Consider the following 24843-nt stretch of genomic DNA (forward strand, 5'->3'; position numbering starts at 1 on the left):
ACTGGTCGCTACGCTTCGAATTGGCCCTGGCGACTCCCCTTCGGGGAGCCGGCCGCCAGGGCCGGAAAACCTGTTCTCTGGCGGCCGGCTTCGCGAAGCGAAGTGCCAGAGACAATTAGGAAAGAGGCCGTGGCGGTCGCTCAGATTTGGGCCCTCAACCAAACCGGCGCCCTACCACGGTATCCGCCCGGTGCGGACGGGCTCATATGGGATCGCATGGGATAAGGCGGTCGTCAACGGTTTCTTAAGGATATTTCTGCCCAGGCACGGTTTTGCACCAGTGCCCAGTCCGGATCGGCCCAACAAGCCCAGTTCCGGGGACTGAAGCGCGCGCTTGATTGGAGCGTTTAGCTGGACTTGAGCATGCTCACGGCTTCCTGAATTGACCGTGGAAGCGGACAGCGCATGTTAAGATGATCAGGCGAGGCGGGCGGGTATGAGAGTGCCGACGCACCTGTATGGGCTCGGCACCGCAACCTATGGGGTGTCACATGAACAGCCCTAGATCACAGTCAGCAATCCTTAATCCCGTCCTCAACCCAGGATCTGAACTTCGCTGGCCCGCATCCGGTCTCTGGCGGGACGGCGAGCCGGAAGTCCGCAAGATCACCGTTGCCGACGTGCGGGATGCGCTCGCCCAAGGCACCGAGGATTTTCGCGAGTTTCCGACACACGCCTTTTTTGCCTGCATCATTTATCCCGTCGTCGGACTTCTGCTGGCGCGGCTGTTCTTCGGCTACGACGTTTTGCCGTTGATCTATCCGATGGCCGCTGGCTTCGCGTTGCTCGGCCCCTTCGTCGCGATCGGTCTGTACGAATTGAGCCGCCGCCGGGAACTCGGTCTCGACAATACGCCCGCCCGAGCGTTCGACGTTCTGAAGAGACCCGGCATCGGCGCGATCCTGCTCCTTGGCTTGGCGCTAACCGGCATTTTTGTCGGATGGCTCTATACCGCCAACCTCATCCACACCCAGCTCTTCGGTGGCGAAGCTTCCACGCCGCAGCAATTCTGGGATCAACTCACGACAACAGAGAAAGGCATGCACCTCATCGTCGTCGGCAACGTCGTCGGCTTCGTCTTCGCGCTCGTCGTGTTGGTGACCAGCGTCGTCTCGTTCCCGATGCTCGTGGACCGAGACGTCAGCGCAGGCACGGCGGTCCGAACGTCTATCCGCGCCGCCCTCGAAAATCCCGTGCCTGTGGCGGTGTGGGGATTGATCGTTGTGATCGGACTCGTGCTTGGCGCGATACCGTTCCTGTTGGGCCTCGCCTTCGTGCTGCCGATCCTCGGACACGCGACCTGGCATTTGTATCGGAAGCTGGTCGTGCCCGAGAAAATCGAAGCTAGCGAGCGTGCGCTTCAATGAACGACGCAATCGCCGGAACGAGTTCCGGCGCCAGCAGCTTGTCGAACGCGCCGTAGATCGCAAGATTCGCGGCGCGCTCCTTTGGAGCTTCTCGCAAGACGTGGTTCATCGCTTCTATCAGAACGAGCTTCGAATTCGGCCGCCCCGCCGCCAAACGCTGCGCATCCTCCACTCTGATCTGCAAATCATGCGTGCCTTGCACGATGAGAGCCGGAGCCGTGAGGCGCGCAAGCTCTGCGGCGGGATCGAGCGGCAGCCACGACATAAGATAGGGCTGCACGCTGGGGCGATAGAGCGCCGTGAGTTCCGGCGGCACGTCCGCAACCGCAACACCGCGCGCCAAGCTTTGTGAAATTCTTTTCGACTCGATTTGAAGGTGTTCCGGAACGCCAGCATCTGAAAGCTGCCGTGCGATGAGCGCTGCGGCAGGTTCGCCCGCTCCCGCGACAAGAATGATGCCTGCAACCTTCACCCGCTGCGCCGCGAGCGTCGCGATCAAAGCGCCCTCGCTGTGACCGAGAATGAAGAGCGGACCGGTATCCTGACGCGCGCCAAGAAACGCCAGCCAGCCGATTGCGTCATCGACATACGTTTGAATACGCAGGTCCTCCTCGCGCATCGCGGCGGTTCGGCTTTGGCCGATACCGCGCTTATCGATACGGAGAGAAGCGATGCCACGTTCTGCAAGCCCGCGAGCCAGAAGCTTCAGGCTGTCGTTGCGCAAACCGGGCAAATTCCCATCTCGATCGACTGGACCCGATCCAGCGAGGATCAAAACGGTTGCAGATCGCGCGCCACGATCCGGCACAATCAGCGAGCCACGCAGCCCGTCGCGCGTCACATCTTCGTCCGACCATGACATCGCTGGTCCTGCAAACATTGCGGCGATGAAAAAGGACACGAGTAGTGCAGACAGCGAACGCATTCGGTCTTCCGAAACGCGCAAGCAAGCACTGCGCAAGAAATTTACCAGCCGGCCTGTAAGCCGGGTTCTGTCTGGAGACAGCCCAACACCGGCATGCCGGGTGTTGGCCTAAATGCTCCGCGACGGCCATTCATCTGGGACGCCTGTTGCCAGACGCCTCGTGCAATCAACCCGGATGAGTAGCGCGATGACACGCCCCGCGTCTGCGGTTTCCCGCTCCGCGCGCCCATCCCTATTCGATCTTGCTCCCGGTGGGGTTTGCCCTGCCGCCTCTGTTGCCAGAAGCGCGGTGCGCTCTTACCGCACCTTTTCACCCTTACCTCGCCGAAGCTGCAAAGCAGCGAAGGCGGGCGGTATGTTCTCTGTGGCACTTTCCCTGGGGTCGCCCCCGGCGGCCGTTAGCCGCCACCGTGTCATCAAGGAGCCCGGACTTTCCTCCACCGGATGTCTTGCTTGCGCGCCTTTAGAGCGCGTTTCGCCACAACGAAGTCCGGCAGCGGCCGCCCGGCCGGCTGGTCCCGCGACATAAGCGACGCGAGCGCGCAAACGTCAAGACCCGACCTGCGAAACGGTGAAGGCGCGGTTCGCAACAAACATCAAACGCCGTGATCGCCGGTTGCGATTGGCGCTGACGCTCCCATATCGCACCAGATCATTCAGTAACGCGGAGTATCGGATGCAGCCCAAAACTGATCGCGTGATCCGCATCCTTCCGCATCCGGCGCGCCTGCGCGTTTGCTGGCGCGGCCACGTCATCGCCGACACCACAGGCGCATTGATACTGCACGAAGGATCATATCCCGCCGTGCACTATATCCCGCGCGCCGACATCGACATGACGATGTTGAAGAAGACTGCGACCGTCACGCGCTGCCCGTTCAAGGGCGAAGCCGTTTACTTTTCTTTGCATTCGGACGATGCGACCGCGCCGGACGTGGCCTGGAGCTACGAGAAGCCCTTCCCGAGTGTCGGCCAAATCAGCGGGCACTTGGCATTCGACGCAAAGGCCGTCGAATTCATCGAAAACAACACGCCCTGACACCGACGCTCAAGACCTCAGCGGAAGGCTTGGAACAATATATCGGACTTCGCGTTGCGATCTTGTCGTGCTGCAGGCGACGGTTATCGAAGCGGATGAGCTCTCTTGAGCAGCGTGTTTTGTGCATCGTTAGGTGAGCTTCGGCAGAACGCCGCCGCTCGCCGTTTTTCGCACGTCACTTCTGGCCCAGCATCTTCAGAACGCGAAGCATTGCAGCCTAATTGCACGCGCCCGACAGCACAATATTCCACATCTCAAATCCTAGTTCTATGATCGTCGCGCGGTAGGAGCCGGCTGAGGAGAATGATTATGCATCCGACATTGCTCACCGCTGCGAGCGCCGCCCCTCTCCCAAAGTCCGCTGCGACGACGATCGCCGAAAGATTATTCGCCACGCGCCGTCATTCGCTTGCGCTTGCTGCACCGCTCACGTCCGAGGACATGGTCGTACAAGCAATGGAAGACGCGAGCCCCACCAAATGGCACCTCGCGCACGTCACATGGTTTTTCGAGAACTTCATTCTGAAGCAGCATCTCGATGGCTACCAACCGTTCGACGAAAACTTCAACTATTGCTTTAATTCTTACTATGAAGCGCTCGGACCACGCCATCCGCGTCCGAGACGAGGGCTGCTGACACGTCCCTCTGCCGAACGCATCTTTGCCTACCGCGCACACGTCGATGAGGCGCTTGAAATGCTCCTCGCATCTGAACAAGGCCAGAGCGAAGATCTTGCGCGCCTCATTGAAATCGGCATCAACCATGAGCAGCAGCATCAGGAACTGCTCCTGACGGACATTCTCGCTCTGTTTGCCGCGAGCCCGCTCAAGCCCGCCTATCAGGCGTCGCCTTCAAATGTCGACGCATCGCAGCCCGAACCCCTGCGCTGGTTTGAATTTGAGGGCGGAATTCATCGCATCGGACATGCGTCGAATGACTATTGCTGGGACAATGAACGGCCGCAGCATGACGCGCTTGTGCATCCGTTTCAGCTCGCAGACCGTCTTGTCACCAATGCCGAGTGGCTCGAGTTCATTGCCGACGGCGGCTACGTCACGGCATCGCTTTGGCTCGCAGACGGCTGGACGACGGTCAACCGCGAGGATTGGCAGGCTCCGCTCTATTGGGAAAAAAGCGACGCCGGCTGGTTCCAAATGTCGTTACACGGACTTTTACCGGTCGTACCTGCAGAGCCAGTCGCGCACGTGTCCTACTTCGAGGCCGATGCGTTCGCTCGCTGGGCTGGAAAACGCCTGCCGACCGAATTCGAATGGGAAATGGCGGCGCTTCAAGCAAGCGCGCGGCACGACCAGCCAGCAAATCATTTCAGGCCCCAACGAGCGAAAGACGCGGATCACCAAACGCCGCGACAGCTCTTTGGCGACGTGTGGCAATGGACGTCGAGCGCATATCTGCCCTATCCCGGCTATCGTCCCCCGACAGGCGCGATCGGCGAATACAACGGCAAGTTCATGATCAGCCAGCAGGTCCTTCGCGGGGCATCGTGCGTGACACCAGCGGGCCATTCGCGGCCGACCTATCGCAACTTCTTCTACCCTCATCAACGCTGGCAATTTGTCGGCCTCAGGCTGGCATCGGAGGCTCACTAATGTCTCGTGCTCAAACGCTTCCCAAAGCTTCCTGCGCTCATGCCGACACGCTCGAGAACGAGTTCGCTCGTGCCGTAATCACAGGCTTGTCGAAAGAGAAAAAAACGCTGCCGTGCCGCTATTTCTATGATGCACGCGGCAGCGAACTGTTCGAAGACATCACGCGCTTGCCGGAATATTACCCGACACGAACCGAAACGCAGATCTTGCGCGATCATGCGGCCGACATCGTCGGTGAAATCGGCGACGGAGAATTGCTCGTCGAGTTCGGCTCGGGATCGAGCTTGAAAACCGAAATCCTCCTCGACCGTATCGCATCTTCGATTGCATACGTGCCGATCGACGTCTCGGAAACGGCGCTGGCCGACGCAAAATGCAGGCTCGCGAAGCGCTATCCAGAACTTGACGTTCGGCCGATCGAAGCTGACTTCTCGCGCGCGATTGCGTTGCCCGCGGATCTCGCATCGCGCCGAAAGACCGGATTCTTTCCCGGCTCGACCATCGGCAATCTCGCGCCCTCTGACGCCCAATCTCTTCTGTCGTTTTTCGGCCGCGCGCTTGGCGAAGGCAGCCGCCTAATCATTGGCGTCGACCTCAAGAAAGATCCGCGTGTCCTCATCGAGGCCTACGACGATGCCGCAGGCGTGACAGCTGCGTTCAATCTCAACCTGCTTCACCGCATCAATCGCGAACTTGGCGGCGACTTCGATGAACGAGGGTTTCGGCATCGCGCGCTCTATGATCCAGCCAAAGGCCGGGTCGAAATGCATCTCGTCAGCGCTCGCAATCAGCGTGTCGTAATCTGTGGCCGCTCGTTCCGGTTCAGAGAGAACGAAACCATCCACACCGAGAATTCATACAAGTACACGCTCGATCAGTTTCGCGAGGTCGCACGCGCATCAGGCTGGAACGCGAAGCGAGTCTGGACCGACGCCAACAATCGCTTCAGCGTTCACGAACTCATCTGGCCAAAAACGGGCCGCAGCGTCGGCTGAATTCAAGCGTCTTCTTCGATCGCCGACTGCGCGATTTCGGTCGCCCCGCCATTGAAGTGCGCGCCGACCAGATGGCCGACGGCAACGGCGCCGATGCAAAGCGCCACCGACAAGACGATGTTCAGGGCCGCGCGGCCGAGAGCGCCGTCTCTCAGCAGATCGAGCGTCTGCAGGCTGAAGGATGAAAACGTCGTATAGCCGCCGCAGATGCCGATCATCACGAACAGCCTGAATTCTTCCGACACCGGAAAGCGCCCATGCGCCAAGGTGAGCGTTCCGAAAAGTCCGATGATGAACGATCCCGTGATATTGACGATGATCGTGCCCCAGGGCAGCTGGCTGCTGATCGGCAGCGCAAACAGCGACACCAGATAGCGCATCAGCGTTCCGAGCGCGCCGCCGAACATGACGATCAGGCATGTCGTGAAATTCATATGGCTCTCCCTTACCTCATTCCGAACGAATGCGGCCTCGCCAGGAGTCATCAGCCATAGCGGCGGTTATCGGGGAACCCCATCCCCATCGACGGCTACTCTTACACGAAAATCTTGGGAAACTAAACGGCCTCAAGCCGTAAAATGGCGACCCTCGCCGGGGCGGATGAAAATAGTCAGGGCCGAGACCTGCAGCAGGATCTGACGCGCAACCCTTCCTACCCGGGCCGTCGAGCCATGATCGCCAGCCCACAATACTCCGCACGCAGCGGATAATCGAACATCGACGGACTCGCACGGTCTGATTGAAGTTGGCCGATATCGATTTTGCCATAGATCATATCTATCGCGATACGATGCCGTGGAGCAAAAATACAACGCTCAATCATATAAGAAAATAAATCCAAAATGTCGCCTTGGAGCCCTTCAGAAATTCGATATAGCCACAAGGCTATGAAAACATAGCCACTCGGCTATATTGCGGTCTCTGGGGGGAGTCCTATGCGTTCGAAAAACGTCTGTGCGTCAGCGTGCATTGCGCTGGCGATGACATCTGCTGGCAGCCTGCATGCGCAGGAAGCGGGCGCTACCAATCAAGGCGCGTCGGAAGTCACGCTCCCGCCCGTCGTGGTGGCGGCGCCGAAGCAACGCATCGCTCAGAAGCCAAAAACGAAGCCCAAAGGGACGGACACGGCTCAGTCAGGCTCGACAAGCGGCCAAGCCGAAGACGTCGACGCTGATGGCGTGGGCACCGACGGAGGCTTGAGCGGCAACGGCCTGCCTGGAACGGCAGGCGTCTTCACGCTCGGTCAGATCGACATGGTCGGCGGCAGCGCCATCACCAATGACGCCATGTGGACCTTCTCGAAGTCCACACTCGATCAAGCGCTAGCACTGGCGCCAGGCGTCGCGGCGTCTAATTCCGGCGGCAGCCGCAACGAGCAGCTGATTTTCGTACGCGGATTTGATCGCTGGCAGGTTCCGCTCTCAATCGATGGCATCACCATCTATCGACCCGCCGACAACCGCATCGACTTTTCCAGCTTTTTGACCGCCGACATCTCGGAAGTTCAAATCGCGAAAGGCTATACGTCGGTATTGAACGGCCCCGGCGGCATGGGCGGCGCAATCAACCTCGTGACCAAGAAGCCGACCAAGGCCGTCGAAGGCGAAGTCCAGGGCGGCATGATGTTCGGGACCGATGGACAATACGAGGGCTACAAGACCTACGCCTCGCTTGGAACACGTCAGCGCGGATACTACGCCCAGGTCAGCGGCGCGCTGTTGGACACCGATGGCTGGTTCATGTCCAACGACTTCAAGCCGACCCCGGTCGAAAACGGCGGCGAACGCGATCATTCCTACAAGGACAACTGGCAGATCAGCGCCAAGCTCGGCTTAACCCCGAACGCAACGGATGATTACTCCATCAACTTCGTCCGCATGAACAATGCCAAAGGCGCGCCCTACCACGTGACGGACCCCGTCGCCCAGCAGCGCTATTGGGATTGGCCGGATACCACTCAGCAGAACTTGTACTGGCTCTCGCACACCAAGCTCGGCTCAGCTTCCTTCGTCGAAACGAAAGCGTATTACACGACGTTCCAGGACAATCTCGTAAGCTACGATAATCCGGCTCAGACGACCCAAAGCCTACCGAAAGCGTTCATCAGCAATTATGACGACTGGGCCGGCGGCGGCAGCATCCTCTTTGGAACCGACGTCACACCGTGGGATACGTTCAAAGCGACCTTCCTTTATCGCCGCGACCAGCACGATGAAACGCAGGCGTACAACATCAGAAACGTATCCTGCGGATCGACAAAGCCGTGCTTCCGGGAACCGACCCAGACAGATCTGGAAGACACGTATTCGATCGCCTTCGAAAATACTGTTCACGCGACCAATCGGCTCGATATCGTCGCAGGCGTGAGCTACGATTGGCGCAAGCTCTACAAGGCCGAGGAATTCACAGCCCCCTCCACTGCCCCAACTCCTTCTAATCCAGGCACTTTCTTCGAGTACAATAAGAAGGACTCGGACGCCTTCAACTGGCAAAGCGCGATCGTCTATCGTTCCGATGACTTCAACACCTGGCACGCCAGCGTTTCGGATCGCACGCGCTTCCCGACAATCTTTGAGCGCTTCAGTTCACGCTTCGGCGGCGCGACGTCGAACCCAGGCCTCGAACCCGAGCGGTCAATCAATTACGAAGTCGGCTGGACGAGCGCATTCGCGCGCAACAGCCAGATGTCTGCAGCGGTCTTCTACAGTGATGTGACGAATCTCATCCAGTCCGTTCCCTTCATCTATCAAGGGAATGCCGTCTCACAGAGCCAAAACGTGGGCGACGGCCACTACTATGGCATCGAGTACTCGATCGATTATGCGGTCAACGACAAGCTGCTGATTGGTGGCAACATCACTTGGTTGCAACGCGACATCCACAACCCGTCGAATGCGGCATTCGAGCTGACTGGAATGCCTACGGTCAAAGGCATCAGCTACCTGACCTACAAAATCACCGATGCGTGGAGCATCACGCCGAACGTCGAGTTCGCATCGGATCGCTGGACGGTCAATTCAGCCGGCACGCTCTATTATAAAACAGGCGCATTCGCTCTGGCGAACTTCCAGACCGAATACGATCTGACCGACAAGACGAGCCTGATGTTCACGGCACGCAACATCCTCGACGAGAACTATGTCCTGACCGATGGCTATCCTGAGATGGGACGTAGCTTCTACGCCAACATGCGCACGCAATTCTAACCCGATTAGGTTCTTCGCTATGAAACGTTCAATCTCCCGTTTGCACGTATCATTGCGGCTCCTGCCCGTTGCCGTTTTCGCGGCAACGGGTTTTCAGGGCGCCGCCTCGGCAGAAACGTGTGCTGCCTTCAAGTGGTCCGTTGCCGCTGACTTGACCCTGATGGCGGCGCCGGAAGCTGTAACCGTCGCTTCAGGCGGCGCGATCGCGTCCGTTCCGAGCAAGGCGATTCAGTTGCAGCTTGAACCGTCGCCGGGCATCAAATTCCCGGCAGCATCCGGCATCAAAAAGCAGGCGATACCCCAGAACAGCTTTTCTGGATGGTTCAAGATCGACGCCATCGCCAAGCCTGGTCTCTACCAGATCACGATACCCGACCACTCCTGGATCGATGTCGTGCAGAACGACGAACTCGTTCAGTCTACGGCCTTTTCCGGCGACCCGGAATGCAAGACGCTGCGAAAGAGCGTGCAGTTTGAACTCGGCTCAGGGCCTGTGATCGTGCAGATCGGTGGCTCTGCGGAAAAGACGATGAAACTGACGGTCCGCGAGGCCGATAAGAAATGATGGTTCGGGTCGAAAGACTCGCGATTGCGCGCTGGCTTCGCCGAAGCATCGCTTGCATTTACTTCTGCGCGGCCACCGCGGCCGCGGCAGCGTCCTGCATTACGCTTCAATCTGCGCAGGCTGAAAACTTAAAGACGCGCGAAAAACTCGGGGAAGCGCTGTTTTCGGACAGAAACCTGTCCTTCAGCCGCAAGCAGAACTGCGTCAGCTGCCACTCGCCAGAACTGGCATTCACCGATCCGAGAGTTCTAGGCGAAATCCAAGGCGCAGTGTCACGCGGTGGCGACGGCCGCTCGCTGGGCGACCGCAATTCGCCAACGCTTGTCTACATCCGCACGACGCCGGCATTTCATATATCGCCGGCACGCGAGGCCGTCGGCGGAATGTTTTGGGACGGACGCGCAGGAACACTCGAAGATCAAGTCCGCGACCCAATTCTCAATCCGGTGGAAATGGCCATGCCGGACGAGGCAAGCATCGTCGCCCGCCTGCGCGAGAATGCAGACTACCGCGCTGCCTTCGCCGCGCTCTATGGCGAGGATGCGCTGGCTAGCACGCCGAAAGCAATCGCAGCGCTCAAAAACGCACTTGCGGCATTTCTCAGCACACCCGAATTCGCGCCGTTCACTTCGAAGTACGACCGTTCATTGCGCGGCGAAGTTTCGCTATCGGAAACCGAAGCACGTGGCCGCGACTTGTTCTTCTCCAACGACGGCGCGGGTTGCAATCGCTGCCACTCAAGCGTAGCCGCCGGCACCCGCGATGAAGTGTTCACCAACTTCGGCTATTTCAACTTGGGCGTGCCGCGGAATGCTGTCGCGCGGCGCCTGAACGACAGCAAACCACAGCGCGTTGATCACGGGCTCATGGAAAATCCCGTGGCAGCGCACGGCGAGTTCGACGGAAAGTTCAAGGTTCCGACACTTCGCAACGTCGCCATCACCGGACCCTACATGCACAACGGTATTTTTCGGGACCTGAGAACCGCGGTGCTTTTCCACCTCCGCTCATCTGATACCGCCATCGCCAAAACCAATCCCGAAACGGGTTCCGTTTGGGACAATCCCGAAGTTTCGGCCAATATCGCCGATCTCGGATCTCGCTCACTCAGCTCCTCAGATGTCGACGCTCTCCTGGCGTTCCTGAAAACACTCACCGATCGCAAATACGAGAACCTGCTCTCGCAATAAAACGGGCTCGGATCAAAGTGAGCCAAGCGAGATCATACCGATGCTCGCAAGCATCGTCACGTGTCTAGCCCGTCCGACAACGCACGCCCCGTGCTTGCCCAGATTCTTTCACACGGCATCAGCTCGCAGTGCGGCCGGCGTGCGCCAACGGCAAACCGCGTTAGCCGGAAATCGGCCCTCCGCAAGCGCTGACACAAGCAACGTTGAGCCCGGATCAGCTCCGCCAACCCTTATGGTATGAATAAATTTTGCATATTCTATCGCATTGCAGCGACGATTGCCGTCAGTGTGAAGACGATAAAGCGCCAGCGCGCTTGTAAAATCTCGCGAACATGAAATCTTCTGCGGCACGAAGAACCATACTTGCCGCATCCCGAAAGCAAACATGATCAAGGTCGAGATTGATCCGATATGGCGTTTCCAGCGCGACGGCGACGCCCAATCAATGAAGATCATGCTCGAATTCCTCACCGAAATTCGCGCGACCGGAAAGATTACGGCAGCGGCCGACCGAGCCGGCGTTTCTTACCGGCATGCCTGGAACCTGATTGAGAAGTGGTCTGATTTCTTCAAGATGCCGCTCGTTATCCGCAAGCAAGGAGCGGGAACACAACTGACCGACTTCGGCGAAAAGCTGGTGTGGGCCGGACAAAGATTGGAGGCGCGGCTGCGACCGCTGCTGCAGAACCTCTCGCAAGAACTTGAAACCGAAATCAACGAGTTGCTTCCGAACGGTCCTCTGATATTGCGAGTCCATGCCAGTCACGGATTTGCCGTGCCGAAGCTTCGCGAGCTATTAGGTCGGGAACCCAAGATCGGCATCGACTTCCGTTATGTGAGCAATCAAAACTCGCTCGCTTCTCTCGCGCACGGCGGATGCGATCTCGCCGGAATGCATTTGCCTCAAGGAAAATTACGCCAGCGCGCGATCGCCGCGAACAAGGAGTGGCTCAATCCAAACACGCACCGCGTTATTTCCCTGGTGACCAGAGAGATGGGCCTGATGGTTCAGCGCGGAAATCCACTGCAAATTTCTAATCTCGAAAGTCTTCGTAACCCGGCCGTTCGCTTCGTCAATCGCGAGCCGGATTCCGGAACCCGACTGCTGTTTGATCAACTCCTGGCGCAACATCGCATAAATACTTCGTCCATCCGAGGCTATGAGCAGTCCGAATTCACCCATGCCGCGGTCGCTGCATATGTCGCCAGCGGCTTGGCCGATGTCGCCTTTGGCGTTGAATCCGCGGCACGCCAGTTCAATCTCGACTTCGTTCCGGTCCTGACCGAGGACTACGTTTTTGTCTGCCGCAAACAGATCCTCAAATTACCAGCGATGCAGCGCGTGCTCGAGATCATGCGCGGGAAGGAATTCCACGCCGCCATTGCGGCGCTACCGGGCTATCGCGTCAAGGACGCCGGAGCCATAAAGACAATCAGCCAAGTCTTCCGCAATTCGGTATAACGCGGCGCGCGCTCTAAAAATTTCTAACCCCTCTGGCAGGTTCACATCGATGAAGGGAATGATCGCACGGCTCGGCTGGTTGGGCTCCGCGATACTCTTCATCGTGGTCGCTCTCGCAATTTTTTACGGCTCCGGTCATTTCCGCAAACATGCCTTGCGCGCGTCCATTCTTCAATCTGACCCCGCACGTCTGGAGCGCCTCGGCCGCCGGTTGATCGTCGGATACAAGGACGTCGCAAAGATCAAAGCACTCGTCGAAAAACGCGCAATCGCCGGCATATTCCTCACCACACGCAACGCTCAGGATCGCACCGCCGATCAGATCCGCTCCGAGATCGAGAGCTTGCAGGCGATCCGAAAAGCGCAAGGCTTGCCTCGCCTCATCGTTGCCGCCGATCAGGAAGGCGGTATCGTTTCGCATCTGTCGCCGCCTCTGACGGCTCAACCTTCACTTGGTGCGACGATCTCAGACCTGAGTTCCGATGACGAACGGGAAAAGGCAGTCAAAGCGTATGCCGCGCCCCAGGCTCGCGAACTGCAGACGCTGGGCGTAAACATGAACTTCGGGCCGGTCGTCGACTTGCAGCCGTCGGCCGCTCCCGCCAACGACAGCGGAAGCCGGATCTACTCACGGGCAATTTCCAGCGATCCCGACCTCGTCGCAAAAGTTGCGGTCTGGTACTGCGAGACACTCGCAGAATTCGATGTCACGTGCACGTTGAAGCACTTCCCGGGCCTCGGGCGCGTCGCCAACGATACGCACGTCGCAGCCGGCACACTGGCGACGCCGGAACCGCAACTCGAGCGCGAGGACTGGCTGCCGTTTCAGCGCCTCAAGAACGATCCCCGTTTCGCAATGATGATCGGCCACGTGCGCGTCGACGCGATAGATCCGACGCTCCCTGCCTCATATTCTTCAGAGGTAATCAACGGGCTGCTCCGCACGCGCTGGAAGGTCGATGCCTTGCTCGTCACCGATGATTTTGGAATGGGAGCGATCCTTGAGTCGAAAGACGGCATCGGGGAAGCGGCGATCAAGGCACTCAATGCCGGCGTCGACCTCGTGCTGCTGTCCAACTCTGACAAGCATTTCGATACCGTGATGACGGCTCTGGTCGCCGCGGATAGCGGAGGCCTCATCCGCAAGGACTTGGAATCAGAGACTTTTCGCAGGCTTGTTCGCGCGTCAAAGCACCCTTAGCCCACGCCGCGCCGATGTTCTGGCGCCAGATCGTCCGTATCCGTTGTTTCTTCCACTCGATCCAAAAATCCCTTTCATAAAGTCACTGTGTTGTGGATCAAACGATCCACCCCATTCCGAATCACTAATAATCGCTCCGTGCATTTGCGGAGCGCGGCATGCTGGGCAAATCTCTTTCGGACGCCACCGAATACGTCGAACGAAGAACGGCTGCTGCGGCGGTCACAGCTCGCGACGCGCTTCTGCCTGTCGCGTTCACGTTCGCTCTGATGTCGCTCGTCGCCCCCAAGTTCAGCCACACCCTATTGCCGGCCGCATTCGCTTGTCTTGTGCTGTTACACGGTCGATCGGCCGCCCGTCAGACGACTGCACAGCCGATGTCCTTCGGCTCCGGTTTCACGCCCATTTATTTTATTGCTGCGGCCCTGTACTTGTTCGCTCGCGCAGTGACGGCGCCACAACCAGCAAGCGCTTTAGCGCTACTTGCCGTTTTTGGCGCGTTCCTGACGATGGCCTGGCAGATGAGCCGTACGCTCACCGGGCTTCATCCGATTGATCAGCGAAAACTCTCTCAAGGTCTTCTGGCTGGAACCTTGGTCGGCGCCGTGTATCTCGTTGCCGAACTCTTGACCTCGCAATCCATCGTCACATCAATTCTCAATCATGTGCCCTTGCTGGCCGGCGGACGAAAAGGCCATTTCATAATCGCAGACGATAGGATCCAATCCGTCCGCACGTACGTTTTCAATCGCAACATCGGCGTTTTGAACCTGCTCTTCTGGCCAGTTCTGCTCATCGCAGCGAACGAGGCCGAACGCTTGAAGGACCTCAAAAGCAAGCTCTGCGTCTATGGCCTGTTTTTCGCGACGTTCTGCGCAACCTTCCTGTCGGTCCATAAGACATCGAAGGTCGCGCTGGTGTTTGCCTGCGCCGTTTTTGTTCTGAGCAAACTATCGAAGCGGGCGGCGCTATCGGCAATGACCGTCATCTGGATTCTGGCAACGCTGGCTGTCGTCCCCGCATCCCGCATCGCCTACGACAACGGCCTACAAAATTCCACGGTGCTCGCCGGATCGGCGCGAGCCCGCATCGTCATCTGGAATTTCGAAGCCCAACAGATTCCCGAGGCCTGGCTATTCGGCCGGGGGATCCAAAGCGTGATATACTACGACCAGCTCCAAGCTCCGACCGCGACCGTCGTTCCTGGCGAGCTGAGCGCGCAACGCAATGGTCACCACTCGCACAACATCTACCTGCAAATCTGGTACGAGCTGGGCGCTGTCGGAGCGCTGCTGTTCTCGATCGCCGGTCTCCTGATTTTGCGGCGAATAGCATCGATGCCCGCCCGATCGTTCCCGTTTGCGATCGCAGCGTTCGCCTCAGTAACCGCCATCATGGCATTCAGCTGGGGCCTCTGGCAGCACTGGTATTTTGCGGCGGTATGTATGAGCGCAGCTGTTCTGGCGTTGGCCAGCACGGGCGAGAGAACAGGCGGAATGCGCGGAGCTGCGGAAACGCCTTCGCGAACAACCTCACAGGCTTGACGAAAAGATACTTCCGGCTGGGCCGCATCCCGGCTCGAATAAACCGTTGCCGAGCCGGATGGCCAAATATGCCGTTGGTGCCTCAGGAGGGACTCGAACCCCCACACCCTTGCGAGTAGCAGATTTTGAGTCTGCCGCGTCTACCGTTCCGCCACTGAGGCTTAGCCGCCCGAAACGAGCGGAAGGGGCGATCTATACCGGCCTGCACGCCTGCGTCAACGCGTGAGACAGGCTATTTCAGCGTATGAGTGACGCGGCCCGTTCCGTGGTGGTGCTCCACGACCTGAATTTCGTCGCCAACCTTGATGCCGCGCGACTTGTAAGCCAGCACGCGGATCAGCGGCCCGTGATCGAGTTGAACGATCACGTTTTCTCCTTCGGCCTCGGCCACGCTCGATTTCGTCACCAACGGCTCGATGTCGGTCACCTTGCCATGGACGTCTTTGTTGTCGACCTTCGTGTCGAGCGTCTCATATCCAAAGGCCAGCCCGATCGCCGCGACAATGCCGAGACCAATTCCGAGGTACTTCGCACGATCGAGCCATATGGCTCGATCCAGTCGCCGCCGAACATCTTCGCGCACGGGTCTCTCCCTTGAAGCCGAGCCGCCTGTATCAGAACTCACCGCGCCATGTCATCCACTGCATGGGGGTAAATCTATGATCGGCGACGCCGCGTGGCCGCCGGGCCTGAGAACGTCATCGCCCGGCGCGGCAAATCCACGATAAAAATCAAAGCGAGAATAAAGGCGCGTTAGCCCCGCCCGATCGGTACGGCCTCAAGCCGCCGCACTGGTGTGCTGGTCAACCAGCTGGACGATATCCGCCATGATGTCGTTCAGCTGGAAGTCTTTCGGCGTGTAGACGGCCGCAACACCGAACGCTTTCAAGGCCTTCTCGTCTGCTGGCGGAATGATGCCGCCGACGATCACCGGCACATCGTCGAGGCCTTCCTTGCGCATCCGCTCCATGACGTCCTTGACGAGCGGCACATGCGACCCCGACAGGATCGACAATCCGACGACGTGCACCGCTTCGTCGACGGCGGCGCGCACGATCTGCGCGGGCGTCAGCCGGATACCCTCGTAGACCACTTCCATGCCGACGTCGCGGGCACGGACGGCGATCTGCTCGGCGCCATTTGAATGGCCATCGAGACCCGGCTTGCCGACAAGAAACTTGATGCGGCGTCCGAGGCGATCGGACACCTCGTTCACGGACTCGCGAACGGTTGCAAGCTGCGAACCCTCGCGCACGACGGCCGCCTGCGCGACGCCGGTCGGGGCACGGTATTCGCCGAAGACCTTGCGGAGCGTCGTGCCCCACTCGCCCGTCGTGACACCGGCTTTCGCGGCGGCGATGGACGAATCCATGATGTTTATGCCTTCTTTCGCCGCCCGCTCGACCTCTGCCAGCGCCGCCGCAACCTTCTTGGCGTCGCGATTGGCTTTCCAGGCCTTGAGGCGCCCGATCTGCTCGGCTTCGACAGCAGGATCGACGACCATGATCGCATCCGTTCCGCCCGACAGCGGCGACGGCTCTGTTTCCTTGAACCGGTTGACGCCGACGACGGTCAACTCGCCGCTTTCGATCTGCGAAAGCCGGCCCGTACCGCTTTCGACGAGCCTGCGCTTCATGTAGTCGATAGCCGCGACCGCGCCGCCCATCTTGTCGATCGTCGCAAGCTCGGCCTTGGCCTCTTCTTTCAGCGCCGCGACCTTCTTCGCGATCTCGACCGACCCGTCGAAAATATCGCCATATTCCAGCAGATCCGTCTCATACGCCACGATCTGCTGCATGCGGAGCGACCATTGCTGATCCCACGGCCGCGGCAATCCCAGCGCTTCATTCCAGGCGGGCAACTGAACGGCGCGAGCACGCGCGTTTTTCGACAGCGTGACGGCCAGCATTTCCAGCAGAATACGATAGACGTTGTTCTCAGCCTGCGGCTCGGTGAGGCCGAGCGAGTTGACCTGCACGCCATAGCGGAAACGCCGGTGCTTGGGGTCTTCGACGCCATAGCGATCGCGCGCGATCTCGTCCCAAAGCTCGTTGAACGCGCGCATCTTGCACATCTCGGTGATGAAGCGCATGCCCGCGTTCACGAAAAACGAAATGCGGCCGACCACGTTGCCGAATTCTTCCGGCGGCACCTCTCCCGATGCCTTGACGGTGTCGAGCACGGCGATGGCCGTCGCCAGCGCGTAGGCGAGTTCCTGCACGGGCGAGGCGCCGGCTTCCTGCAAGTGGTACGAACAGACGTTCGTCGGATTCCACTTCGGCACGTTCTTCGTCGAAAAGACGATCGTGTCCTTGATCAGCCGGAGCGACGGCTGCGGCGGAAACACGTAGGTGCCGCGCGACAGATATTCCTTGATGATGTCATTCTGGATCGTGCCGGTAAGCTTCAGCCGCGATGCACCCGTCTGGTCGGCGACGGCGATATAAAGCGACAGCAGCCACGCGGCGGTCGCGTTGATCGTCATCGACGTGTTCATCTGGTCGAGCGGAATGCCGTCGAGCAGCGTCAGCATATCGCCGAGATGCGAGACCGGAACGCCGACCTTGCCGACTTCGCCGCGCGCCAGCTCGTGATCGGAATCGTAGCCCGTCTGCGTCGGAAGATCGAAAGCGATCGACAGGCCCGTCTGACCCTTGGCCAGGTTTTTCTTATAAAGCTCATTAGACTTTGCCGCGGTCGAGTGCCCGGCATAGGTCCGAAACAGCCAAGGCTTCTCGCGCTCGACCTTGCCGTCTTTTGCTTTGGCTGGACTTGCAGTCTTGGATTCGGACATGCGAACGGCGTCTCTCGGCTCAGGAACAGTCGCTAGGATCAGGGGCTGTAAGGTAATAGAATGTCGCGGAAACGCAAAAACGGCAGTTCGCCGCGTTTTGCCGACTTGATAACGCCCGGCTTATACCAAAATCAAGCTATCGGTTCGACGGCAAGCGCCGGGTCGGTGAATGGGCGGCGACCGGCTCGATACGCGCGCGGCGCGCCTGATGTTCGAGCAACAGCGCCCAGAGCCATTTGACACTTACAATCACGAGGAGTGCGGCCACCACCCCGACCGCCACGGTCGCGGCGGTATTGGTATCGCGATCATAAGTCAGCGAGACCATCGCCCTCCGAAATCCGATCGGAGCCAGAATGCCTCCGAGCAGCAAAAACGGCACGGACACAATGGCCAGCACCGGCGCGTTCACGATTTCCCGGATGAACCAGAAAACGGCGGCCGCGAACGCGATAGCGATATAGAACGTGAACGCGTCAGTTTCTCTGATCTGCCACAGCAGGTCTTGCATGTCGGATCATCCGGTCGAAAGGCGTGCGGCGAATGTGCGGGTGGCAAAAAGTATCAGTTCTTGTACACGCTAAAACCTAGACGTCCCCGGTTAAGGAGTTCTTGATCCTCGGTTAACGTCAGGTTTGAGCCCCCTTCATTGCAGCGCAAAAACGTGCTTCATACTGCGACCCCCTTTACCGGACCGCAGGGGAAGCGCGAAGAAGACGAGCCAGAACGGCCCCTCATCGCGGGGAAAGTCGGGAGAAGCAATATCAATGGCGAGCCAAAACGTGGCAACGAAAAATGAGGCGGCGGCCGCTGCCCACCCGCTAGAGGCAGGGGTCAAGAAAGACCTCTACGAGATCGGCGAGATCCCGCCTCTCGGACACGTACCAAAGAATATGTACGCCTGGACGATCCGCAAGGAACGGGAAGGCGAACCCGATAAAGCCATGCAGGTCGAGGTCGTTCCGACGTGGCAGCTCGACAGCCACGACGTGCTGGTTCTCGTTATGGCGGCGGGCGTGAACTACAACGGCGTCTGGGCCTCGCTCGGCAAGCCGATTTCGATGTTCGACGTTCACAAGCAGCCCTACCACATTGCGGGCTCGGATGCGTCCGGCATCGTCTGGGCCGTCGGCTCCAAGGTGAAGCGCTGGAAGGTCGGCGATGAGGTTGTCGTTCATTGCAATCAGGACGACGGCGACGACGAGGAATGCAACGGCGGCGATCCCATGTTTTCGCCGAGCCAGCGCATCTGGGGCTACGAGACCCCGGATGGGTCGTTCGCGCAGTTCTGCCGCGTACAGGACCGCCAGCTTCTCGAGCGTCCGAAACATCTGACCTGGGAAGAGAGCGCTTGCTACACGCTTACGCTCGCGACGGCCTACCGCATGTTGTTCGGCCATCGTCCGCACGTGCTGCGGCCCGGCCATAACGTGCTCGTCTGGGGCGCTGCAGGCGGCCTTGGCGCATTCGCCGTACAGCTTTGCGCGACATCGGGCGCGAACGCCATCGGCGTCGTGTCGGATGACGATAAGCGAGACTTTGTCATGCAGTTGGGCGCCAAGGGCGTCATCAACCGCAAAAACTTCAAGTGCTGGGGCCAGCTGCCGAAGGTCAATTCGCCCGAGTACAATGTTTGGCTGAAGGAGATGCGCAACTTCGGCAAGGCGATTTGGGACATCACCGGCAAAGGCGTGAACGTCGATTGCGTGTTCGAGCATCCCGGCGAAACAACGATCCCCGTCTCGGTGCAGGTCGTGAAGCGCGGCGGCATGGTCGTCATTTGCGCCGGCACCACCGGCTACAATCTGACGATGGACGCGCGCTATTTGTGGATGCATCAGAAGCGCGTCCAGGGCTCGCACTTCGCGAACCTCGCGCAGGCTTCGCAGGCCAACAAGCTCGTCGTCGAGCGCCGCATCGATCCCTGCATGTCGGAAGTTCTGTCTTGGGAGCAGATCCCCAAGGCGCACATGCGGATGATGCGTAACGAGCATAAACCCGGCAACATGGCCGTTCTTGTCTCGGCTCCGACGACTGGACTTCGCACGCTCGAGGACGTCATCGAAGCCGGTCCCCGGCTAGGCTAAGGCGCCCGCGCCAAGGCTTATGCATCGGCCCTAAACGAATGCTCTATCCCCTCCCCTCGACGGGAGGGGATAGATCCCCAAGCTCTCAGCTCGGCGAACCACCGTGAAAGGCTGCACGCTCGGCCGCTTCACGCCGCATCCGCTTCATTTCGCTGACACCGCGATTGAACTCCGCGCCAAGCAAAATCGTGATCGCCGTGAACTGAAAGAAGATCAGCGCGATCATCAGCTGCGAAAGACCCGCGTAGAATAGCGAGTAGTTGGTAATCGCGAGATACCGCGACCAAAGTCCCGCCAGCGCCAGCCAGAGCACGATCGACAGCAGGACGCCCGGCCACACGTCAGCCAGGCGACGACGGCCGGCCGCCAGCCATAAATGCAAGGCGCAGAGCTGCGCCGCGATCACCGCACCGGCGAGCCCATATCGAACGCCCGGACCCAGCGCCGTCGAGTCGAAGAGGCGCTTGATCCATTCCGACTGGAACTGCGACGCGATTGCCGGACCGACGACGCTCGGGCCGACGACGACCGCCCACGTCAGAACCAGCGTCGAAATCGCGCTGACGAAAACAAACAGCATGCTGATCAGCAGGCAGAGCGGATACGGCCGCTTTTCGTGCACGCGATAGGCTCCGTTGAGCGCCGCACGCAGCGTCTCGATCGCGCTCGTCGCGAAGAACAGCGCCAGAAATCCGCTGGCCGTCAGAAGATCGATACGCCGCGATCCCATCACCGCCTCGATCTCCGGCGCGATGCCCTTGGCGACCGGCTCAGGCAGAATGGCGAAGAGCTGGTTGATGGCATCCTGCGCCAGTTCCCGCCCACCGAACACGCCGGACAGCGCGCCCAAGAAGATGCAAAACGGAAAGATCGACACCACGAAGGAAAACGCGACTGCACCCGCCATGGCGAACCCGGAATGCTCGTAGAGCCGATAGATGGCTTCGAACAATCTGCGCGCGCGCTTCATCGTTTGTTTGGTCTCCCGGCCTGCCGTTCGCCGCGGAACCTAGTTGCTGAGGTTCCGGAGGTCCATAATCCTTAAAGCAGCTGGTCCGCTCGGGCTGCATTTCAGACACAGGTTTTTCTACCTGCGTTCGATCCGTTAACCGCCAGCCCTCAGGCTGCCCAGTGAGGCGGCCGCATGAGCCCCGGACCGCCAAGCTGCGGCTCAGTACCGGTTGCGGCGGACGACCAGTTGGCTTATTTCCGGCCGCTAGTAAACTGTTCGTGGCGTGGCGAATGAGCATCGCGGCTCGAGCCAACGCTCCCAGCTATTTTCAGGAGAAATCCATGTCCGTCGCGCCCTTGAAGGCCGGAACCTCTATTCTGCACGCCGGTTCCGAGAAACTGATCGAGCGCTGCGGCGAAGCCGTCACCGGCGCCGATCGTATCCTGCAGGCAGCGAAAGCCGGCGTCCGCGTCAAGATTCAGGAAGCCGGCGGCATCGACAACGCGCAGCACACCGCGCACGGGCTCGCATGGCTCGCGACCGCCGTCGAAGGCCTTCGCCAGATGCACGACTGGGCGAGCCGCCTCTCCGGCGAAGGCCGCTTCGGCGAATTCGAACAACTCCTCCTGATCGCCGCATTCGCGGAATACGGAGCCCAGATCTCCAGCGGCATTCCGATGAGCCAGCTCGAGATCGCCCGTCCCGACGCGCTCGGCGTGCCGAAGGCCGATCTCCGCCGCTTCGAGGATTCGATCGCCGATCTCGTTGCCGAAGGCGGCTCGGAACCGGTGAAGGCGCGCCTCGGCGAATTGATCGCGGCCCAGCCGGAAGCGATGACGTTCGGCGACACCGGCCTCGACGAAACGCACGCTCAGATTCAGGACCTGATGCGCCGCTTCTGCCTCGATGAAGTTTATCCGCACGCGCACGAGTGGCACCTGAAGAACGAATACATTCCGCTCGACGTCATCGCGAAGCTCGCCGAACTCGGCGTCTTCGGATTGTCGCTTCCGGAAGAATTCGGCGGCATGGCGCTCGGCAAGGAATCGATGTGCGTTGCCTCGGAAGAGCTGTCGCGCGGCTACATCGGCGTCGGCTCGCTCGGCACGCGCGCCGAAATCGCGGGCGAGTTGATCCTGCACAACGGCACGCCCGAGCAGAAAGAGAAATACCTCCCGAAGATCGCATCCGGCGAAATCCTGCCGACCGCCGTCTTCACAGAGCCGAACACCGGCTCCGACCTCGCCTCGCTCAAAACGCGCGCTGTGAAAGACGGCGACGTCTACAAGATCACCGGCCAGAAGACGTGGATCACGCACCCGGTCCGCGCCGACATCATGACCGTGCTGACGCGCACCAACCCGAACGAGCCGGGCTACAAGGGCCTGTCGATGTTCATCGCCGAAAAGCCGCGCGGCTCCGACAAAGACCCATTCCCGGCCGAAGGCATGACCGGCGGCGAGATCGAGGTTCTCGGTTATCGCGGCATGAAGGAATACGACATTTCCTTCGACAATTTTGAAGTCCCGGCGGCCAATCTTCTCGGCGGCGCCGAAGGTCAGGGCTTCAAGCAGCTGATGAACACCTTTGAAGGCGCGCGCATCCAGACCGCAGCCCGTGCCGTCGGCGTCGCCCAGTGCGCGATGGATCTCGGCCTCAAGTACGCGCTGGAACGCAACCAGTTCGGCAAGGCGATCTACGCCTTCCCGCGCGTCCGCAACAAAGTCGTGATGATGGCCGTCGAAACGATGATCGCGCGCCAGCTCACCTACTTCTCCGCACGCCAGAAGGACGCCGGACGCCGCTGCGATCTCGAAGCGGGCATGGCGAAGCTGCTCGGTGCTCGCGTCGCGTGGGCCAACGCCGACAACGCGTTGCAGATCCACGGCGGCAACGGCTTCGCACTCGAATATCCGGTGAGCCGCGTACTCTGCGATGCGCGCATCCTCAACATCTTCGAGGGCGCCGCCGAAATTCAGGCACAGGTCATCGCACGCCGCTTGCTCGAAAACGCCAACTGAGTGACAGCCTTACCAAGGGAATGAGGAGCCGAGCCCGATGAAATTCACAACGGCAGTCCTCATGGCGGCGCTGACCTTCGCGGCCGGCGCCCCTGCCCTCGCTGAAGATGACGAAGGCGCGCCGGCGGCCAGCTGGATCGCCGTCGAACTCAACGGCAAAGCCGTCGATGGACTGACGCTCGACTTTACGTCGGACAAAGCCTCCGGGACCGGCGGTTGCAATCGCTTCACCGGTCCTATCAGCATCGAGGACGACGCGATCCAGATCGGACCGTTGGCCTCGACGAAGATGTTCTGCGAAGGCAAATCCGAAACGGAAGCGCAATACTTCGCCGCTCTCGAGGCCGCGCGGTCGTTCACGACCGACGGCTCTCTCGTCAGCCTCAAGGACGAGAGCGGCAAGGTGATCCTGAAATTCAAGAAGTGACCTTCGCGCCTAAAGCCGTTCCAACCCTGCAAAATTTTTGCGCCTTTGCAGTTGCGTCCGTGAGCCTATACACGAGGACGAACACCGTCCTCGATTCACGTTGCTAACCGGGCTTTCATGGCACGCTCAATTCTCATCACCGGATGCTCGTCCGGCATCGGCCTCGACGCCGCCCGAACGATGAAACAGCGCGGCTGGCGCGTAATCGCGACGGCCCGGAACGCCGAAGACCTCAACCGCCTCAACACGTACGAAGGCCTCGAAGTTCTGCGGCTCGAATTGGCCGATCCGCAATCGATCGCAACATGCGCCATTCGCGCGCTGGAATTGACCCACGGACACCTGGATGCGTTGTTCAACAACGCGGCGTACGGTCAACCGGGTGCTGTCGAGGATTTGACCCCAGCGCTCCTGCGCGAACAGCTCGAAGTCAATCTCGTCGGAACGCACGATCTGACACGACGGCTCATTCCGTCGATGCGCAAGAACGGCGCCGGACGCATCGTCAATTGCTCTTCGGTCTTGGGAATGGTCGTCGCGCCGTATCGCGGTGCCTACTGCGCGTCGAAGTTCGCACTCGAAGCACTGACGACCTCGCTACGGCTCGAACTCGAAGGCTCCGGCATCGGCGTGTCGCTGATCGAGCCTGGCCCGATCCGATCGCGCTTCGTCGAGCATTCCGTCGCGCGGCTGCTCGCGACGATCGACATCGACAACTCTCCGCACCGGGACGTCTATCGAACGCGGCTCGAGCAGATGAAGGCCGGCGGCCAGATATCGTTCAAGCTGGAGCCCGAGGCCGTGAGCAAACGCCTGATCCATGCTGTCGAAAGCAGCCGCCCGAAAGCGCATTACTACGTGACGACGCCGACGCTGATCGCCGCCGCGATGCGCCGCCTGCTGCCGCAGTTCGGCATCGACTATTTCGCCCGGCGCTTCTGAGCCACCAGCGATCCCGCCAGTTTGGCCCGCCAAACGCCGAGCTTCTCCTCAAGCGATTTCGTGTAGAGCGGGCTCGACGACGGTAGATCGATCATCGCGCAAACCTGTTCCGGCACGTGTCCCGGCTTCACGACATGACGGCGGAACAAGTCGCGCGCCTTTTGGCCATTGAACGCGATCGTCCGGATGTTCGGATAGTCGGCGAGAAATGCCGCGAACGGATTAACGATCGCATTCCGAATGGCGGCGTCCGAGCTTCCGATGCGCTCCGCGCTTTCCAGCACGTCCCAAAGCGCGCAACCGTGGCGCTTTAGAAGAGCGATCCGCGCAGAATAGTCGGATGGCACAGCCTCGCCGAAAATCGCGGCGATCAGCGGCCAGAAATGATTGCGCGGATGCCCGTAGTATTGCTGCAGTCGCAGCGATTCCTCACCCGGCAGCGTGCCGAGAATAAGCAGATGCGCGTCCGCCGTGACGATCGGCGGAAAGCTGTATTTCGCCTTCGCTCCCGGCAT

21 protein-coding genes, 1 tRNA gene, 1 other RNA gene and 1 riboswitch are annotated in these 24843 nt (G+C 59.9%); of the genes, 14 read left to right on the forward strand and 9 right to left on the reverse strand.

From position 1 onward, the window contains the following. The first annotated feature begins 491 nt into the window (after positions 1 to 491). Complete coding sequence (locus HYPGJ_RS12625; protein ID WP_046847471.1) at positions 492 to 1367, forward strand: DUF2189 domain-containing protein; 876 nt, start codon at positions 492 to 494, stop codon at positions 1365 to 1367. Here HYPGJ_RS12625 and HYPGJ_RS12630 read toward each other — a convergent pair. After that, positions 1345 to 2292: an alpha/beta fold hydrolase gene (locus HYPGJ_RS12630; protein WP_046848383.1), complete on the reverse strand. Its 948-nt coding sequence runs from the start codon at positions 2290 to 2292 to the stop codon at positions 1345 to 1347. The genes HYPGJ_RS12625 and HYPGJ_RS12630 overlap by 23 nt on opposite strands. A 40-nt stretch (positions 2293 to 2332) precedes the next feature. Beyond that, positions 2333 to 2808, reverse strand: an RNA gene (gene rnpB / locus HYPGJ_RS18505) — RNase P RNA component class A. A gap of 160 nt (positions 2809 to 2968) precedes the next feature. On the opposite strand from rnpB, the gene HYPGJ_RS12635 reads away from it, so the two are divergent. The 3 genes from HYPGJ_RS12635 (at position 2969) to egtD (ending at position 5937) form a co-directional block, all read left to right on the forward strand. Then, positions 2969 to 3331 (forward strand): DUF427 domain-containing protein, encoded by a 363-nt coding sequence (locus HYPGJ_RS12635; protein ID WP_046847472.1) that lies wholly within the window; start codon positions 2969 to 2971, stop codon positions 3329 to 3331. A 309-nt stretch (positions 3332 to 3640) separates the two neighbouring features. Further along, positions 3641 to 4942, forward strand: a complete 1302-nt coding sequence (gene egtB, locus HYPGJ_RS12640) for an ergothioneine biosynthesis protein EgtB (RefSeq protein ID WP_046848384.1) — start codon at positions 3641 to 3643, stop codon at positions 4940 to 4942. After that, positions 4942 to 5937 (forward strand): L-histidine N(alpha)-methyltransferase, encoded by a 996-nt coding sequence (egtD, locus tag HYPGJ_RS12645; RefSeq protein WP_046847473.1) that lies wholly within the window; start codon positions 4942 to 4944, stop codon positions 5935 to 5937. Before egtB ends, egtD begins: the two co-directional genes overlap by 1 nt. Positions 5938 to 5939: 2 nt before the next feature. Here egtD and crcB read toward each other — a convergent pair whose 3' ends face one another. Next, a complete protein-coding gene (gene crcB, locus HYPGJ_RS12650) occupies positions 5940 to 6371 on the reverse strand; it encodes a fluoride efflux transporter CrcB (RefSeq protein ID WP_046847474.1) in 432 nt (143 codons plus the stop codon). A 34-nt stretch (positions 6372 to 6405) separates the two neighbouring features. Then, positions 6406 to 6467, reverse strand: a riboswitch (Fluoride riboswitch). Positions 6468 to 6872: 405 nt separating this feature from the next. On the opposite strand from crcB, the gene HYPGJ_RS12655 reads away from it, so the two are divergent. The 6 genes from HYPGJ_RS12655 (at position 6873) to HYPGJ_RS12680 (ending at position 15105) form a co-directional block, all read left to right on the forward strand. Beyond that, entirely contained in the window at positions 6873 to 9143 is a 2271-nt protein-coding gene (locus HYPGJ_RS12655; protein WP_046847475.1) for a TonB-dependent receptor, read from the forward strand. A 160-nt stretch (positions 9144 to 9303) separates the two neighbouring features. After that, positions 9304 to 9708 (forward strand): hypothetical protein, encoded by a 405-nt coding sequence (locus HYPGJ_RS12660; protein ID WP_244466115.1) that lies wholly within the window; start codon positions 9304 to 9306, stop codon positions 9706 to 9708. Next, positions 9708 to 10898 carry a cytochrome c peroxidase gene (locus HYPGJ_RS12665; protein WP_244466248.1) on the forward strand — a complete coding sequence of 397 codons (1191 nt, stop codon included), beginning with the start codon at positions 9708 to 9710 and terminating at the stop codon, positions 10896 to 10898. Before HYPGJ_RS12660 ends, HYPGJ_RS12665 begins: the two co-directional genes overlap by 1 nt. A 385-nt stretch (positions 10899 to 11283) precedes the next feature. Then, positions 11284 to 12360 carry a substrate-binding domain-containing protein gene (locus HYPGJ_RS12670; protein ID WP_046847477.1) on the forward strand — a complete coding sequence of 359 codons (1077 nt, stop codon included), beginning with the start codon at positions 11284 to 11286 and terminating at the stop codon, positions 12358 to 12360. A gap of 58 nt (positions 12361 to 12418) precedes the next feature. Further along, the gene (locus HYPGJ_RS12675; RefSeq protein WP_244466116.1) at positions 12419 to 13561 is read left to right on the forward strand and encodes a glycoside hydrolase family 3 N-terminal domain-containing protein; all 1143 of its coding nucleotides are present in this window, start codon (positions 12419 to 12421) and stop codon (positions 13559 to 13561) included. Positions 13562 to 13719: 158 nt separating this feature from the next. Next, entirely contained in the window at positions 13720 to 15105 is a 1386-nt protein-coding gene (locus HYPGJ_RS12680) for an O-antigen ligase family protein (protein WP_046847479.1), read from the forward strand. Between the two features lie 75 nt (positions 15106 to 15180). On the opposite strand, the gene HYPGJ_RS12685 is transcribed toward HYPGJ_RS12680, so the two are convergent. The 4 genes from HYPGJ_RS12685 to HYPGJ_RS12700 all read right to left on the reverse strand — a co-directional run bounded on the left by HYPGJ_RS12685 (position 15181) and on the right by HYPGJ_RS12700 (position 18410). Continuing rightward, a tRNA-Leu gene (locus HYPGJ_RS12685) sits at positions 15181 to 15266 on the reverse strand. A 71-nt stretch (positions 15267 to 15337) separates the two neighbouring features. After that, the gene (locus tag HYPGJ_RS12690) at positions 15338 to 15688 is read right to left on the reverse strand and encodes a hypothetical protein (protein ID WP_013214263.1); all 351 of its coding nucleotides are present in this window, start codon (positions 15686 to 15688) and stop codon (positions 15338 to 15340) included. 195 nt (positions 15689 to 15883) lie between these two features. Then, positions 15884 to 17899, reverse strand: a complete 2016-nt coding sequence (locus HYPGJ_RS12695) for a protein meaA (RefSeq protein ID WP_046847480.1) — start codon at positions 17897 to 17899, stop codon at positions 15884 to 15886. 136 nt (positions 17900 to 18035) lie between these two features. Then, positions 18036 to 18410, reverse strand: a complete 375-nt coding sequence (locus HYPGJ_RS12700) for a hypothetical protein (RefSeq protein WP_046847481.1) — start codon at positions 18408 to 18410, stop codon at positions 18036 to 18038. A 256-nt stretch (positions 18411 to 18666) separates the two neighbouring features. Here HYPGJ_RS12700 and ccrA point away from each other — a divergent pair, with 256 nt between their 5' ends. Further along, positions 18667 to 19986 carry a crotonyl-CoA carboxylase/reductase gene (gene ccrA, locus HYPGJ_RS12705; protein ID WP_244466117.1) on the forward strand — a complete coding sequence of 440 codons (1320 nt, stop codon included), beginning with the start codon at positions 18667 to 18669 and terminating at the stop codon, positions 19984 to 19986. Between the two features lie 85 nt (positions 19987 to 20071). Here the strand turns inward: ccrA and HYPGJ_RS12710 are convergent, their stop codons facing one another. Then, on the reverse strand, positions 20072 to 20956 hold the full coding sequence (locus tag HYPGJ_RS12710) for a YihY/virulence factor BrkB family protein (protein ID WP_046847482.1): 885 nt from the start codon (positions 20954 to 20956) through the stop codon (positions 20072 to 20074). A gap of 323 nt (positions 20957 to 21279) precedes the next feature. Here HYPGJ_RS12710 and HYPGJ_RS12715 point away from each other — a divergent pair, with 323 nt between their 5' ends. The 3 genes from HYPGJ_RS12715 to HYPGJ_RS12725 all read left to right on the forward strand — a co-directional run bounded on the left by HYPGJ_RS12715 (position 21280) and on the right by HYPGJ_RS12725 (position 24328). Beyond that, entirely contained in the window at positions 21280 to 22959 is a 1680-nt protein-coding gene (locus HYPGJ_RS12715; RefSeq protein ID WP_046848387.1) for an acyl-CoA dehydrogenase family protein, read from the forward strand. Positions 22960 to 22996: 37 nt separating this feature from the next. Then, positions 22997 to 23386: an META domain-containing protein gene (locus tag HYPGJ_RS12720; protein ID WP_046847483.1), complete on the forward strand. Its 390-nt coding sequence runs from the start codon at positions 22997 to 22999 to the stop codon at positions 23384 to 23386. A gap of 117 nt (positions 23387 to 23503) precedes the next feature. Beyond that, positions 23504 to 24328, forward strand: a complete 825-nt coding sequence (locus HYPGJ_RS12725) for an SDR family NAD(P)-dependent oxidoreductase (protein ID WP_046847484.1) — start codon at positions 23504 to 23506, stop codon at positions 24326 to 24328. On the opposite strand, the gene HYPGJ_RS12730 is transcribed toward HYPGJ_RS12725, so the two are convergent. Beyond that, entirely contained in the window at positions 24307 to 24843 is a 537-nt protein-coding gene (locus HYPGJ_RS12730) for a DNA-deoxyinosine glycosylase (RefSeq protein WP_046847485.1), read from the reverse strand. The two genes, HYPGJ_RS12725 and HYPGJ_RS12730, sit on opposite strands and share 22 nt — an antisense overlap.

The organism is Hyphomicrobium sp. GJ21 (assembly GCF_001006785.1).
Lineage (GTDB): Bacteria > Pseudomonadota > Alphaproteobacteria > Rhizobiales > Hyphomicrobiaceae > Hyphomicrobium_B.

What these genes read in the sequence shown, in the direction of transcription:
- HYPGJ_RS12625 (WP_046847471.1), top strand. Translation starts at nt 492, where the DNA reads ATGAACAGCCCTAGATCACAGTCAGCAATCCTTAATCCCGTCCTCAAC.
- HYPGJ_RS12630 (WP_046848383.1), bottom strand. Translation starts at nt 2,292, where the DNA reads ATGCGTTCGCTGTCTGCACTACTCGTGTCCTTTTTCATCGCCGCAATG.
- HYPGJ_RS12635 (WP_046847472.1), top strand. Translation starts at nt 2,969, where the DNA reads ATGCAGCCCAAAACTGATCGCGTGATCCGCATCCTTCCGCATCCGGCG.
- egtB (WP_046848384.1), top strand. Translation starts at nt 3,641, where the DNA reads ATGCATCCGACATTGCTCACCGCTGCGAGCGCCGCCCCTCTCCCAAAG.
- egtD (WP_046847473.1), top strand. Translation starts at nt 4,942, where the DNA reads ATGTCTCGTGCTCAAACGCTTCCCAAAGCTTCCTGCGCTCATGCCGAC.
- crcB (WP_046847474.1), bottom strand. Translation starts at nt 6,371, where the DNA reads ATGAATTTCACGACATGCCTGATCGTCATGTTCGGCGGCGCGCTCGGA.
- HYPGJ_RS12655 (WP_046847475.1), top strand. Translation starts at nt 6,873, where the DNA reads ATGCGTTCGAAAAACGTCTGTGCGTCAGCGTGCATTGCGCTGGCGATG.
- HYPGJ_RS12660 (WP_244466115.1), top strand. Translation starts at nt 9,304, where the DNA reads ATGGCGGCGCCGGAAGCTGTAACCGTCGCTTCAGGCGGCGCGATCGCG.
- HYPGJ_RS12665 (WP_244466248.1), top strand. Translation starts at nt 9,708, where the DNA reads ATGGTTCGGGTCGAAAGACTCGCGATTGCGCGCTGGCTTCGCCGAAGC.
- HYPGJ_RS12670 (WP_046847477.1), top strand. Translation starts at nt 11,284, where the DNA reads ATGATCAAGGTCGAGATTGATCCGATATGGCGTTTCCAGCGCGACGGC.
- HYPGJ_RS12675 (WP_244466116.1), top strand. Translation starts at nt 12,419, where the DNA reads ATGATCGCACGGCTCGGCTGGTTGGGCTCCGCGATACTCTTCATCGTG.
- HYPGJ_RS12680 (WP_046847479.1), top strand. Translation starts at nt 13,720, where the DNA reads ATGCTGGGCAAATCTCTTTCGGACGCCACCGAATACGTCGAACGAAGA.
- HYPGJ_RS12695 (WP_046847480.1), bottom strand. Translation starts at nt 17,899, where the DNA reads ATGTCCGAATCCAAGACTGCAAGTCCAGCCAAAGCAAAAGACGGCAAG.
- HYPGJ_RS12700 (WP_046847481.1), bottom strand. Translation starts at nt 18,410, where the DNA reads ATGCAAGACCTGCTGTGGCAGATCAGAGAAACTGACGCGTTCACGTTC.
- ccrA (WP_244466117.1), top strand. Translation starts at nt 18,667, where the DNA reads ATGGCGAGCCAAAACGTGGCAACGAAAAATGAGGCGGCGGCCGCTGCC.
- HYPGJ_RS12710 (WP_046847482.1), bottom strand. Translation starts at nt 20,956, where the DNA reads ATGAAGCGCGCGCGCAGATTGTTCGAAGCCATCTATCGGCTCTACGAG.
- HYPGJ_RS12715 (WP_046848387.1), top strand. Translation starts at nt 21,280, where the DNA reads ATGTCCGTCGCGCCCTTGAAGGCCGGAACCTCTATTCTGCACGCCGGT.
- HYPGJ_RS12720 (WP_046847483.1), top strand. Translation starts at nt 22,997, where the DNA reads ATGAAATTCACAACGGCAGTCCTCATGGCGGCGCTGACCTTCGCGGCC.
- HYPGJ_RS12725 (WP_046847484.1), top strand. Translation starts at nt 23,504, where the DNA reads ATGGCACGCTCAATTCTCATCACCGGATGCTCGTCCGGCATCGGCCTC.
- HYPGJ_RS12730 (WP_046847485.1), bottom strand. Translation starts at nt 24,843, where the DNA reads ATGCCGGGAGCGAAGGCGAAATACAGCTTTCCGCCGATCGTCACGGCG.